This window comes from Kribbella shirazensis (genome assembly GCF_011761605.1).
Taxonomy (GTDB): Bacteria; Actinomycetota; Actinomycetes; order Propionibacteriales; family Kribbellaceae; genus Kribbella; species Kribbella shirazensis.
Genome location: NZ_JAASRO010000001.1, coordinates 118,312 through 131,561, shown reverse-complemented (window position 1 = coordinate 131,561; position 13,250 = coordinate 118,312). Strand labels below are relative to the sequence as shown.

Genomic DNA, 13,250 nt, shown 5'->3' with positions numbered 1-13,250 from the left:
ACGTCAGCCCGCGCCAACCCGCGTCCCGCCCGGCAAACCATGTCCGCCCGGCAACCGGCGTCCGCCCGGCCAGCCACATCTCCCGCCGCCACCTCCCCTCCCGGCCACCACATCCCCCCGGCCACCACAGCCCCAGTCACCACATCCGCGCGGCCACCCGTGGCGGGGTTTGGGTGCGGGGGGTGAACAAAGGTGTCAGGCTGTGCGTCTGCTCAGTGATGAAAGGGGTGTGGATGTCCGACGTGGCCGTCAGTACGCGTGGGTTGCGTAAGACTTATCGGACCCGACGGGGGCGCAGGGTGGTGGCGGTGCGGGGGCTGGATCTGGAGGTTCCGGCGGGGGGTGTGCACGGGTTTCTCGGGCCGAACGGGTCGGGGAAGACGACCTCGATCCGGATGCTGCTCGGGCTGGTTCGTGCCGACGCGGGGACGATGTCGGTGTTAGGGAAGCCGGTGCCGGCGCGGCTGCCGGAGGTGGTCGGGCGGATCGGTGCGATTGTCGAGTCGCCGAAGTTCTTCCCGGCGTTCACCGGTCAGAAGAACCTCGAACTGCTCGCCGAGGCGATCGGCGTACCCCGGACCCGCGTGGGCGAGGTGCTGGAGCAGACGTCGCTCGGCGAGCGCGGTAAGGACCGGTTCCGCTCGTACTCGCTCGGCATGAAGCAGCGCCTGGCGATCGCCGCGACGCTGCTCAAGGAGCCGGATCTGCTGATTTTCGACGAGCCGACCAACGGCCTCGACCCGGCCGGGATCCGGGAGATCCGCGAGACCATGCGCGGCCTCGGGGAGCAGGGCAAGACGGTCCTGGTCAGCAGTCACATCCTGGCCGAGGTCGAGCAGGTCGCCGACACCGTGTCGATCATCGGTCACGGCCGGCTGCTCGCGTCCGGCACGGTCGCGGACGTGATCGGCGGCGGTACGGCGGCCACGGTCAAGCTGGCCGTGGGTGACCACGAGGCCGCGACCCGGATCCTCACCGCGGCCGGTATGGCGGTGCGTGCCGACGGCAAGTACCTGCTCGTCGAGGGCGCCGCGGATCCTGCTGACGTGACCCGCCGTCTCGCCCATCAGGAGCTGTACGTGTCCGAGCTGGTCCCGGTCCGCGCCGACCTGGAGTCGGTCTTCCTGGAGCTCACCGAAGGCGAGGGGCTGTCATGATCCGCCTCACCAAGGTCGAGCTCCGTCGGCTGACCGCGCGTCGGCTGACGGCCATCGGCGTCGCCGGGCTGTTCCTGATCACGGCTCTCCTGCTGGTCGCCACCTGGTTCGAGGCGCGACCGCTGTCGGCCGCCGAGCAGCAGCAGGCGCAGCGGCAGTACGAGATGATGCACCAGGACTGGGTCGAGCACGCGGACGAGCAGCGCAAACAGTGCGCAGCGGACTGGCAGACGCAGCCCGACCCGAAGCCGAAGCTCGAGGAGATGTGCGCCTATCCCGAGCCCAAGCCGGAGGACTTCGGCAAGCCGAAGATCGTGTTCGCGGAGGTCACGCCGGAGCTCCTGCAGGGTTCGTCGTACTTCCTGGCCTTCGCGGCGTTCCTGATCGGGGCGAGTTTCATCGGCGCCGAGTTCAGCACCGGTGCCATCGGCAACTGGTTGACGTTCGAGCCGCGCCGGCTGCGGGTGTACGGCAGCAAGCTGCTCGCGGCCGCGACCGGGTTCGTGCCGGTTGCCGCGGTGGTGCTGGCGATCGTGCTGTTCGGTACGTTCGTGATCGTCGACCGGCTGGGTGACACCGCGAGCGCGACCGCGAAGGTGTGGGGCGACCTGGCCGCGATCGGTGGCCGCGCTGTCGTCACGACCGCGCTGGCCGCCGTACTGGGCAGCATCGTCGGCCTGCTGCTCCGGCACACCGCCGCCGCGATCGGTGTCGTGATGGCGTACCTCGTCCTCGCCGAGGGAGTGTTCGGCTCGTTCCTGCAGGACGCCCAGCCGTGGCTGGTGAAGCTCAACTTCGATGCCTTCGTCCGGCACGACACGCAGTACTACGTCGAGCAGTGCAAGACCAGCGCTGACGGCAGCTACATGTGCGACTACGTGCAGAAAACGCTGTCGTTCGAGCACGGCGCGTGGTACCTGGCGGTCCTCACCGTGGCGGTGATCCTGATCGGCGGCTGGGTCTTCCGCCGCCGCGACATCAACTAGCGGTACGCCGTCGCCGCAGCGCGCCGATCAGCACGATTCCGAGCGTGACCGCGGCGGCGGCCGCACCGACTGCCAGACCGCGGCGCAGGCCCGGCGGGACGAACGTGCAGTCGACCCGATCCGCCGTACCCGTCAGCGGCACGGCCATCAGGCCGCCGTAGTCCCGCGGGACCTGCGCCTTGCCGCCGCCGACCGAGCACGTCCAGCCGCTGATCTTCGGTACGCCGATCACCGCCCAGCCCTTGCTGCCGGGCGGCAACGTGGCGTGGAGCGCATGACCGTCGGCCTCCACGTCCGTCGCGCCGCTCGCCCGCAGCCGGCGTACCGCGGTGTTCAGCGCCTGGTGGTCGAGGCAACCGATCGCGTTGTACGCCGGGATGCCCTGCGGGGCCGCCCCGAAGCGGACCTCGATCAGCACGACCCCGGTCGGCGGCACCGTGCCGAGCCCGATCATCGGGCTGCTGGTGTTGATCCCGGGCCGGCGCGTCGAGCTCAGCTCGTACCACGGGCCGTCGCCCAACCGCGCCCGCCCGCCGACGCGCGGCATGTACAGGTACGCCGAGGTGCCCGGCTTGCACGCAGCGACCAGCTTCACCTCACCGGTCGCGAACCGCGTGCCCTTGTACTTCGGAACCTCGTACACCGTGGATCCGAGCAGCCGCTCCTGCGCGGCGTACGCGTTCGGGTTGTTGACGTCGACAGGTGCGGCGTTCGCGAGCCGCCGCCGTACCGTGACCAGCGGCGGCGCCGCGGACCGGGTGATCTCCGGCTTCCCGTCGTCCACCAGCCGCATCCGGGCGCCGACCGAGAAGATCGCGTCGGTCACCGGGTTGACGAGGGTCCGCGCGGCGCGCCCGTACCCGGACCAGCCGAAGCCGAGGCTGGTCATCATCTGGTTCACCGAGTACGGCAACAGGCTGCTGTACATGCCGGCGCCCTGCCCGCCGAGCAGGATCGGGTCGTTCGGCGTCACCGACGTACCCGGCTCCGTCCGGTACTCCGGCCAGCCGCCGGCTTCCCGCAACGCGTCGTACCGCGCGGTCTGCTTGTCGTCCCACGCCGCGTTCGAGTTGCTCAGCACCTTCGACCGCTGCTCGTCCGTGATGACCGCTGTCCAGGTGGTCTCGACGGCCACGACCACCAGCAGTACGGCGAACGCCGCGGCGACCGGCCACTTCAGCCGTCGGGTCCGCGCGCTCCGGCGCAGCAACCAAATGGTGCCGAACGCAACCAACCCGATCGCTGCGGAGGCGATCAGCACGACCAGCCAGTACTCGGTCAGCATCGGACTGCCGTCGGACAGTACGGCGATCAACGCCAGCAGCACGCCCCCGCCGAGCAGCGCGATCGGGCCGGGCAACTTGTGTGCGACCGTGACCCAGGCGGCCACGACCATCAGGCCGCAGAGCACGAACGCCTGGCGGTACTGGCTGCCGTTCGGAGTGTCGAACGCGTGCCAGAACTGCTGCGTCGGCCCCCACCGCAAGGACAGCGCAACCCCGACGATCGTGAGTACCCAGACCACCCTCGACCGCCACGGGACGAACTTGTTGAACGGCAGCGTCAGCGCGAGGAGGAGGGCGAGCGTCCCGACGTACAGGCTGGCGGTCCGGCCGACGCCCTCGGACAGCGGCAGCAGCCGGGACAGGAACACGTCGACCGCCGAGGCGTGGAAGATCCCTGACGGGGACGGCGTTGCGGCGTCGTTGGCGGTGATGATCGGTAGCAGGATGGGCGCGACCAGGGCCATGCCGAGCGCGTACGAGACGCCGTGCCGCACGACCGACCGGAGGCGCAGCGACCAGCTGAGGTCGCTGGTCAGCAGCCGGGCCAGCAGGTAGACCCCACCCGCGAACGTTGCCATGTAGGCGGTGTAGAAGTTGGACAGCCAGAAGACAGCGACCACGAGCACACTGAGCAGCCGGTTGGTCCGGCGCAGTGACCACTCGGCGACGAGGAAGAACATCGGCAGGGCGATCAACCCGTCGAGCCACATCGGCACGTAGGCTCCGTCGTCGATCGCCCAGCCGCAGACGCCGTACGAAACTCCCAGGATTGCTGCAACCCAACGGGGGCCTGGACGCATCGTGAGTAGTGCGGCCGCCATCGCGGCGGCGGCGAGGCTCAGCTTGAGAGTGGTGATGACGTAGACCGCGAGGTCGATCTGGTCGCGGGGGAACAGGCCGACCAGCAGGGACAATGGACTGCCGAGATCGACCCCGAGGTCGGCGAGGAACCCGACGCCGAACGCGCTCTGCCAGTTGAACAGCAGGTCGCCCTGGGCGCGGCCGTGCAGGACGTCCCACAGGTGGGCGAAGAACGGGATGTACTGCGTGCCAAGATCATTGGTACTGCGGGACAGTGAACCGAAGGGATAGGTACCGCGGATGACTCCGGAGGCGGCGAACACCGCCGCCACCACGACAGCGGCGACAGCGGCCGGCAGTACTACCGAACGCCGCCGGACAGGCTTCGGCTCGACACCCTCCTCGGAAACCACTGGCCGCCCCTTCGTTCCGCTCGTTCGGCCGCCAAAAGTAGCGGGTAGTTCTGGTCTGGACAAGAATCGCATAGGGTTTGAGGCACGGGGCGGAGGGGGACGACGATGCGGCTGAGTCTGGTGGTGCCGTGTTACAACGAGGTCGAGGTGATCTCGCGGTTCCATCAGGCCCTAGGCCAGGAGCTCGCGGCGATCGGCCGGGCGTACGAGATCGTGTACGTCGACGACGGTAGTACTGATGGGACGCTCGACGCGCTGGTTCGGTTGGCAGACGCCGACCCGTCGGTGCGGTACCTGTCGTTCAGCCGGAACTTCGGCAAGGAGTCCGCGATGCTGGCCGGCCTGCGGTACGCGACCGGCGACGCCGTGGTGATCATGGACGCGGACCTGCAGCACCCGCCGGAGCTGATCGGCCGGATGCTGGCCGAGTACGAACGCGGCTTCGACCAGGTGATCGCACGGCGGACCCGGACCGGCGACCCGGCGACCCGGACGCTGTTCGCGCGGGCCTACTACTGGCTGATCAACAAGTGGGCCGACGTCGAGCTGATGGACGGGGTCGGCGACTTCCGGCTGCTGTCCCGGCGTGCGGTCGACGGGCTGCTCGAGCTGAACGAGTACAACCGGTTCTCGAAGGGGCTGTTCGCCTGGATCGGGTTCGAGTCGATCCTGTTCGAGTACGAGAACGTGAAGCCGCCGCCGGACCGGAAGAGCCGGTGGACGTTCCGGCGGCTGCTGGAGTACGGGTTCGACGGGCTGCTGTCGTTCAACAACAAGCCGCTGCGGCTGGCGATCTACGTCGGCCTGCTGCTGACCGCGGTCGCGGCCGGGTACGCCGTCTGGGTGATCGTCGCCGCGATCTTGCACGGCGTGGAGATGCCGGGCTACGTCACGCTGATCGCCGCGATCACCGGGCTGGGCGGACTGCAACTGGTGATGCTCGGCGTGATCGGCGAGTACATCGGCCGGATCTACTACGAGACCAAGAAGCGCCCGCACTACCTGCTGAAGCAGACCAACATGGACCCGGCGGAACGGCTGGAAAAGCCGCCGGCCCCGGATGGACGAACCACCCGGGGCCGGTAGCACAGCTACTGCTGAGGATCAGGCGGTGAGCCGCTCCTCGGTGGAGGTCGAGAACAGGTGCAGCTTGTCCGGAACCGCGGCGAGGCGGATCGTGGAACCCTTCTCGACCGGCATCCGGGCGTCGATACGGGCGACGATCTGCTGGTGCTCGTTGTTGTGCTCCGCGGTGCCGTACAGGTACGCGTCGGCGCCGAGCTCCTCGACCACGGCGACCTTCACCGGCAGGCCCTCGTCGGAAACCTTGAAGGCCTCCGGGCGAACGCCGACGGTCAGGGTCTTGTCGCTGCCGGCCTTCTCCAGCAGGGAGCGCTGCAGCGGGATGACGTAGTCGCCGACCTTCGCGCCGCCCTCGGTGATGTCAGCGGTGAGAAGGTTCATCGCCGGCGAGCCGATGAAGCCCGCGACGAACTTGTTCTTCGGGTTGTCGTACAGGTTCAGCGGGGTGTCGACCTGCTGGAGCAGACCGTCCTTGAGGACCGCCACCCGGTCGCCCATCGTCATGGCCTCGACCTGGTCGTGGGTGACGTAGACGGTGGTGACACCGAGACGCTGCTGCAGCTCGGCGATCTGGGTCCGGGTCTGGACACGCAGCTTGGCGTCGAGGTTCGACAGCGGCTCGTCCATCAGGAAGACCTGCGGGTTACGCACGATGGCGCGGCCCATGGCAACACGCTGACGCTGACCACCGGACAGCGCCTTCGGCTTGCGGTCCAGGTACTCCTCCAGGCCGAGCAGCTTGGCGGCCTCGCCGACCCGCTTCGCCCGGTCCTCCTTGGAGACACCTTGCATCTTCAGCGCGAAGCCCATGTTGTCCGCGACCGACATGTGCGGGTAGAGCGCGTAGTTCTGGAACACCATCGCAATGTCCCGCTCCTTCGGCGGACGGTGCGTGACGTCGCGGTCGCCGATGTAGATGGAGCCCTCGTTGACCTCTTCGAGGCCGGCGAGCATCCGGAGCGAGGTGGACTTACCGCAACCCGACGGGCCGACGAGCACCATGAACTCGCCGTCCTCGATCTCGAGGTTGAGCTTGTCGACGGCGGGGGTGTCACCACCGGGGTAGATCCGGGTTGCCGCCTTGAACGACACAGTAGCCATGACAGTTGTTTCCCTTCACCGGCAGGAACGTGCCGGACGATCCGAGTAAAGGTTCCCCCGGGCGGGGGAGTTGGCCCATCCTCGCCCGGCTCCACTCGTCCTGACAAGGTGTACGGCGTGTGACGTGCGTGTTCTGTTCACGTAGTGGACACTCCTGTGCAGTCTGCAAGTTCTTGCAGGATCTTGCTGCAAGATCACCAGGGGCTGGGTACAGTGCCGGGCGTGAGCAGCAGAGCGCGGCTGGCGGACATCGCGGCCAAGGCGGGGGTCAGTGAGGCGACGGTCTCGCGGGTGCTGAACGGGAAGCCGGGGGTCGCCGACGACACCAAACAGTCGGTCCTGACCGCGCTCGACGTCCTGGGGTTCGAACGGCCGTCCCGGTTGCGGCGGCGGTCCGCGGGGCTGATCGGGCTGGTGATGCCGGAGCTGATCAACCCGATCTTCCCGGCGTTCGCGCAGGTGATCGAGTCGGCGCTGTCGCAGCGCGGGTACACCCCGGTGCTGTGTACGCAGTCCCCGTCCGGCGCGACCGAGGAGGAGTACGTCGAGATGCTGCTCGAGCGCGGCGTCTCCGGGATCATCTTCGTCTCCGGCCTGCACGCCGACACCGGCGCGGACCACAAGCGGTACCAGGCCCTGGTCGAGCGCCGGCTCCCGGTCGTGTTCGTCAACGGCTGGCTGCCGTCGGTCGAGGCGCCGTTCGTGTCCTCGGACGAGTACGCCGCGATGGAGCTGGCCGTCTCGCACCTGGTGGCGCTCGGCCACCGCCGGATCGGGTTCGCGTCCGGCCCTGAGCGGTTCATCGTCGTGCAGCGGAAGCTGGCCGGGTACCGGACCTCGATGAAGGCGCAGGTCGGCCTGTCGGACCAGGACCTCGAACCGCTGGTTGCCTTGAGCATGTTCGGCGTGGAGGGCGGCGAGGCGGCCGGCCGTCAGCTGCTGGACGCCGGCGTGACCGCGGTGGTGTGTGGTTCGGACATGATGGCGCTCGGCGTGATCCGGGCCGCCCGGCAGCGCGGGCTCGCCGTCCCCGGCGACGTCTCGGTGGTCGGGTACGACGACGCGCCGATGATGGAGTTCACCGACCCGCCGATGACGACGATCCGCCAGCCTGTGCAGGCGATGGGGCTGGCCGCGGTCCAGTCCCTGCTGGAAGAGGTCCGCGGCCACGCCACGCCGCACACCGAGTTCCTGTTCCGTCCGGAACTCGTCGTGCGCGGCTCCACCGGCCCGGTCAGAACGGGTATCTGAGCCGCAGGCCCGCCGGGGTTGTCGAGTTGCCGGTGAAGACCGCGGAGATTTCCGCCGGAGTCAGTGCGCGGTTGTAGAGCCGGAAGTCGTCGAGCGCGCCCTTGAGGTTCTGCAGGCCGTCGAGGCGCTGGCCGAGATGGATCTGGAACGGTCGCTTCGGGCTGACCGACCCGATCGCACCCGTGGCGGTCGCGGCGGCCACGCCGTCGACGTACAGCGTGAAGGTACTGCCCTGGCGGGACAGTGCGTAGTGGTGCCAGGCCTGGTCGTTGTAGGCCTTCGTCGTGGCGAGGGTGACCGCGGTCTCACCGCTCTGCGCGAGCGCGCGGAGGCGGTTCTTCGACGGCTCGGCGCGGAGCCAGAGCTGTGAGTAGACGTCGCCTTGGTTGTAGGCCCAGAGGAGCGGTTGGTCGGCGGTACTGGCGCCGTACTTGAACCAGCCCGTCCACGTGAAGTCGCCGCTGCTCACCGCGAGCTTCTCCGCGAACGGGAGCTGCACGTAGTCGTCGGTGCCGTCGAGCGAGATCGCCGTACCGAACTTGCCGGCCACCGACGCCGGGCCACGCAAGTACCCGTCCAGATCGTTGCCCGAGGCATCCGGTGTGGTGGGTACGCCGGTGGTGTTGCCGTCGGGCAGACCGAGATCGGATTCGGTGAAGGTGGTGAACCAGATGTAGCCGTGCGACCAGCTCGCGGCCCGTTCGTAGGCGAGTCCGACCGTGCTGTCGTTGATCCGGGTCATGTCCGTGTACGCCGCCATGCCGCCGTAGATGACCGTGCCGCCGCCGGGGTCGACCCACTCGGTGCCGCCCTTGTAGGTGGAGCGGATCGTGAGGTTCTCGCGGGTCGTGCCCTGCCGGGTCTCGGTGGCGAGGAGCACGCGGTTGTAGCGGTCGCCGCGGTCGGTGGCGCGCAGTTCGAGAGTGGAGGCCTGGACGGTGGGTACGGCGAGACTCTGCTCGGCCGGGCCCGCGTGGAAGCCGGTGGAGAACGTCTGGCCGGCGTCGGACGAGATCGCCGAGGCGACGGTGGACGGGTTGGCGCCGCCCTCGTCGCGGGCGAACGCGAACAGCGATCCGTCGGGGCGCTCGAAGACGGACAGCTCCTGCACGCGGAGGTCGGGATCGGCCGAGTTGTCGTGGGCGCCGAGGTGCCACGTCGTGCCGCTGTCGTCGCTGTAGACGAAGGCGCCGCCCTTGCGGTCGCCGTCGGTGGTGGAGAAATGCGTGCCGACGACCAGGCGGCCGGCGTGTGCTCCGCGTTGCAGTTGGATGCCGTGCGACGGGCCGGTCGCGTAACTGCTCCAGCCTGCGAGTTTCACGCTGCTCGTGATCTCCCGCGGCTGCGTCCAGGTGGCGAAGTTGTCGTCGCTGTACTGCGCCCAGACGGTGTTGTAGTCCCGCGACGTCAGCAGCGCGATCCGGCCGTTCCGCGCGTCGACCACGGGCGCCGGGTTGTGTGCGGTCGAGTTCACTCCGGCGTGGACGACCTGCGGCGCACTCCAGGTCACGCCGCCGTCCGTCGACCGCACCATCACCACGTCATGCGTGCCGACGTCGCCACAGGACGGCTTACGTCCCTCCGCGAACAGCACAAGGGTCCCGTCGTTCCCGCGCACCAGAGCGGGAATCCGGAAGCACGTGTATCCCGCAGTCCCCGGCGACAGGATCGCCTTACCTTCCAGACCTGCTCCGTACGCCGGAGACGTCAAACAGGTCGTAACCATCACGAGAAGCGCAAGCACCACCAGGCGGAATCTCATGACGACCAGTGTTCGCGAGATCGCACCCACGACGCCGAGTTCTCCGGCGTGTCGTAGTACGTCCTATGTCCTCCGAGAAGGCTCCGGCCCGGGCCGTCCCCTGCCGGGCGGCTCCGGGCCGGAGGATCGTGTACCTGCGTGCAGGCAGAACCCCCGATTCGGGGTGGTTTCAGCGCCGGAAGGCGGGTTCTGCGTGCGTGGCGGTTCGTCCGACTACCTCGAGGTGTGGAACGCGGCCTGTCCCAGGGCCTTTCCGTTGGACCAGAGTTGGTCGACCTTGGCGCGTTCGGTCGCGTCGGGGTAGGCGTTGGTGCAGGACGGGCCGGGGCCGCCGCCGGACATCAGTTCGGAGCACGGGCCGGAGTAGTGGTCCGGCAGGCCGAGGACGTGGCCGGTCTCGTGGGCGGTGATCCGGGTCGGGTCGTACTCCCGCGACTGGGCGTAGTCGAGGAAGATGTAGCCGCTGCCGTGCCCGTCGGTGGAGGCGTACGAACCGCGCGGGTCGTTGCCCTCGGTGTAGTAGAAGTCGTAGCTGCTGCCCTCGACGAGCTTCACGTTGCTCACCGACGAGTTCCAGATCTGCGTGCTGGAAGAGATCTGGGACGCGAACGTCGGCGCGTCGACGGCGTACGTGACGGTCACCGCGGTGACCTTGCGGCCGGCCTTCGCCTGCTGGGCCATCTTGGCGCGGGCGGACTTCATCACGGCGTCGTAGAACGCCTTCGTGGCGGCTTCGTCCTGCGGCGAGCCGACGTACGCCGCCCGGGTGGTGGCGGTGGAGACAGTGGCGACGGTGGAATCGGTGGCCGGCGCGGCAGTCGAGGGGGACGCTGCCAACGCGGGCACTGCCAGCGCCGCGGCGGCGAGCCCCGCGAGACTGGTCAGGATGCGGCGATGCGACATGGAGGGCCTCACTCCGGATCGGTGGCGGATAGCGACGGGCGGATTACCGATCGCTACCTCCGGATGCTGCCAAGACTCCGGGAATTCCGCATCGGGTCCGGCAAAACCCTCGGGTTAACCCGCGTACCGGGCCGGTCGTTCTATGTCGCGCATAGCGGTCGGGTTATGGGTCAGCGGCCGTACGCCGTGAGGAACGTCCGCAGATCGCTCGCGATCCGGTCGGGGTACTCACCGTTGATCGCGTGCGAGGCGTCGGGATAGAACGCGACGGTCTTCGTCCGGAGCGCGCGTTCGGCGGTACTGCGGGCCGTCGGCGGGTCGTGCATCACCGAGCGGCCGGCGATGATCGCGAGGACCGGCATGGGCAGGGCGGTCAACTGTTGCTCGGTGATCCGCTGCGGCTGCGGCTGGCGCATCGTGTAGTTCTTCATGCCGGCCTCGATCATGTCGGCGATCGGGACGTGCTCCACCGGCTTGCCGCCGGCGGTGTAGGAGTTGAAGCTGTCCCGCCAGGACCGCGGCAGCCACTTCACCGTGGCCGGCAGCGAACGGATCACCACCTCCAGCGGCAGGCCGTCGTACACGAAGACCGCGTCCAGGGTGGTGACCGTCGCGATCCGGTCCGGCCGGCGGACGGCGAGGTTCATCGCGGTCCAGCCGCCGATCGAGAGCCCGAGCAGGTTGAACCGCTGCTCCGGCAGGGCCGCCAGGGTCTGGTCCAGCCACGCCGCCTTGTCCTCGTCGGAGGTGATCGGTTTGCTCTGGACACTCATCCCGGGCTCGCCGAGCAGGTCGAGTGCGTAGACGTCGCCGATCGCGAGCAGCGACTTCAGGTTGTCGGCCCAGACCGGCGTCCCCGACGACGTACCGGGAAGCAGCACGAGCGGGTGCAGCCCGTTCTTGGCGCCCGAGTACCGGTAGACGCGGACGACGCCGTACTCCGTGCGGACGTCGCGGACCGCGGACGGGGTGGGCAGGTCGCGCATCGCGGCCTCGTACTTGGCGCGGTAGTCGTCGTAGCCGGCGGCGCTGTTCCAGTGCCCGACCGGGGACGGCGTACGGAGCGCGAGTGCCGTGCTGACGACGAGACCGCCGACGACGCCGAGGGCGATCAGCAGGCGCCGGCGGCGACGTGGATTCTTGGTCACGGATCTCTCCTAACCGATTGGTAGGTGATCCGACCATACGGTAAGTTGAGGTCATGCCCTCAGCGCGCGGCCGGAACCTCACGTTCACCGAGGAAGCCCGCCGGGCGCAGCTGATCGACGTCACGATCGAGCTCGTCGCGGAGCGTGGGTACGCCGCCGCGTCGCTCGGGCGGATCGCGGAGAGCGCCGGAATCACGAAGGCCGGTGTGCTGTATCACTTCCCGTCCAAACAGGCGCTGGTCGAGGTGGCCTACCAGCACGTGCTGTCGGCGCTGGTGGAGGCGGTCGGTGCGGCCGTCGAGGCGGCGGGTCCGGCGGACGGCCCGGCGGCGTACATCCGGTCGATGGTCGGGCATCTCCGGGAGCGGCCGCGGCATGTGCGGATGCTCATCGAGGCGATGACGTCGGTCGCGCCGCTGACCGATTCGAAGGCGCGCTGGTCGGCGGTCGCGGACCTGCTGGCCGCGGCGCGGGCCGCGCGCGGGCTGGGCGATCCGATGGATCTGCGGTCCGCCGCACTGCTGGTCGGCGGCGGCATCGACTCGATCGTGGCCGAGTCGCTCGCCGATCCGGAGTACGACGCCGCGGCGGCCGCCGAGCTGCTCGTCGAGGTGGTGGAGCGAGGGCTGCTCTCCTAGGGCGCTTCTCCTAGGGTCGCGTCTCCTAGGACGCTTCTCCGGGGATGCCGACGTTGAGCAGGCGGGCACCGGGACCGCGGGTGGAGAGGCGGTCCTCCTTGTTGTACAGGTTGCAGCGCTGGAGGCTGAGGCAGCCGCAGCCGATGCAGCCGTCGAGGTCGTCGCGGAGCCGCTCGAGCTCGGCGATGCGCTCGTCGAGGCGGCTGCGCCAGGACTTCGACAGCTTGCTCCAGTCGGCGCGGGTCGGCGTACGGTCCTCGGGAAGCGAGTCCAGGGCCTGTCTGATCTCGGAGAGCGCGAGCCCGACGCGCTGTGCCGCCTGTACGAAGGCGATCCGGCGCAACGTGCTGCGCTGGTACTGCCGCTGGTTGCCGGCGGTACGGCGGGACGCGATCAGGCCTTGGTCCTCGTAGAACCGCAACGCCGACGCCGCCACCCCGGACCGCTGCGCGATCTCCCCGATCGAGAGCCAGTGCTCCTTGCTCGGGACGTTCTCCTCTCGCATACCGCCACCCTAGGACCGCGATCCAAAAACTCAAGCTCGCTTGAACTGTGCGGGACGGGTGCCGGGAGCACCAGTCGGGTGAGTGGTATGGTCTTCGGCCGGGTGGTCCGGGTGGTCGTCACGATCGGTTATACTTTTCTGGTGTCGGTGCGCGCGTCGCGTCACCAGAGTTAGTCCCAGGCGCTCCGACCCGTCGGTTTCAGCATCCGGCTGAAG

At 68.9% G+C, this 13,250-nt stretch carries 11 protein-coding genes; 5 read left to right on the top strand and 6 right to left on the bottom strand.

The window, feature by feature from the left end:
- The first annotated feature begins 308 nt into the window (after positions 1-308).
- Together BJY22_RS00570 and BJY22_RS00565 are read left to right on the top strand one after the other, a co-directional pair.
- Positions 309-1,157 carry an ABC transporter ATP-binding protein gene (locus BJY22_RS00570; RefSeq protein WP_337757911.1) on the top strand — a complete coding sequence of 283 codons (849 nt, stop codon included), beginning with the start codon at positions 309-311 and terminating at the stop codon, positions 1,155-1,157.
- Complete coding sequence (locus BJY22_RS00565; protein ID WP_167203223.1) at positions 1,154-2,143, top strand: ABC transporter permease subunit; 990 nt, start codon at positions 1,154-1,156, stop codon at positions 2,141-2,143. The genes BJY22_RS00570 and BJY22_RS00565 overlap by 4 nt, the downstream gene beginning before the upstream one ends.
- On the opposite strand, the gene BJY22_RS00560 is transcribed toward BJY22_RS00565, so the two are convergent.
- A complete protein-coding gene (locus BJY22_RS00560; protein WP_167203222.1) occupies positions 2,136-4,643 on the bottom strand; it encodes a YfhO family protein in 2,508 nt (835 codons plus the stop codon). The two genes, BJY22_RS00565 and BJY22_RS00560, sit on opposite strands and share 8 nt — an antisense overlap.
- A gap of 105 nt (positions 4,644-4,748) precedes the next feature.
- Here BJY22_RS00560 and BJY22_RS00555 point away from each other — a divergent pair, with 105 nt between their 5' ends.
- Positions 4,749-5,729, top strand: a complete 981-nt coding sequence (locus tag BJY22_RS00555; protein WP_167203221.1) for a glycosyltransferase family 2 protein — start codon at positions 4,749-4,751, stop codon at positions 5,727-5,729.
- An 18-nt stretch (positions 5,730-5,747) separates the two neighbouring features.
- On the opposite strand, the gene BJY22_RS00550 is transcribed toward BJY22_RS00555, so the two are convergent.
- Positions 5,748-6,827, bottom strand: coding sequence for an ABC transporter ATP-binding protein (locus tag BJY22_RS00550; protein WP_167203220.1), 1,080 nt, complete (start codon positions 6,825-6,827; stop codon positions 5,748-5,750).
- Between the two features lie 222 nt (positions 6,828-7,049).
- Here BJY22_RS00550 and BJY22_RS00545 point away from each other — a divergent pair, with 222 nt between their 5' ends.
- On the top strand, positions 7,050-8,078 hold the full coding sequence (locus BJY22_RS00545; RefSeq protein ID WP_167203219.1) for a substrate-binding domain-containing protein: 1,029 nt from the start codon (positions 7,050-7,052) through the stop codon (positions 8,076-8,078).
- Here BJY22_RS00545 and BJY22_RS00540 read toward each other — a convergent pair.
- The 3 genes from BJY22_RS00540 to BJY22_RS00530 form a co-directional block, all read right to left on the bottom strand.
- A complete protein-coding gene (locus BJY22_RS00540) occupies positions 8,062-9,840 on the bottom strand; it encodes a sialidase family protein (RefSeq protein WP_167203218.1) in 1,779 nt (592 codons plus the stop codon). The two genes, BJY22_RS00545 and BJY22_RS00540, sit on opposite strands and share 17 nt — an antisense overlap.
- Positions 9,841-10,053: 213 nt before the next feature.
- Complete coding sequence (gene snpA, locus BJY22_RS00535) at positions 10,054-10,743, bottom strand: snapalysin (protein ID WP_167203217.1); 690 nt, start codon at positions 10,741-10,743, stop codon at positions 10,054-10,056.
- Between the two features lie 170 nt (positions 10,744-10,913).
- Positions 10,914-11,891 carry an alpha/beta fold hydrolase gene (locus tag BJY22_RS00530; RefSeq protein ID WP_167203216.1) on the bottom strand — a complete coding sequence of 326 codons (978 nt, stop codon included), beginning with the start codon at positions 11,889-11,891 and terminating at the stop codon, positions 10,914-10,916.
- 53 nt (positions 11,892-11,944) lie between these two features.
- Between BJY22_RS00530 and BJY22_RS00525 the strand changes: the two genes are divergently transcribed.
- Entirely contained in the window at positions 11,945-12,529 is a 585-nt protein-coding gene (locus BJY22_RS00525; RefSeq protein WP_167203215.1) for a TetR/AcrR family transcriptional regulator, read from the top strand.
- Between the two features lie 25 nt (positions 12,530-12,554).
- On the opposite strand, the gene soxR is transcribed toward BJY22_RS00525, so the two are convergent.
- Positions 12,555-13,034, bottom strand: coding sequence for a redox-sensitive transcriptional activator SoxR (gene soxR / locus BJY22_RS00520; RefSeq protein WP_167203214.1), 480 nt, complete (start codon positions 13,032-13,034; stop codon positions 12,555-12,557).
- Between the last annotated feature and the right edge of the window lie 216 nt (positions 13,035-13,250).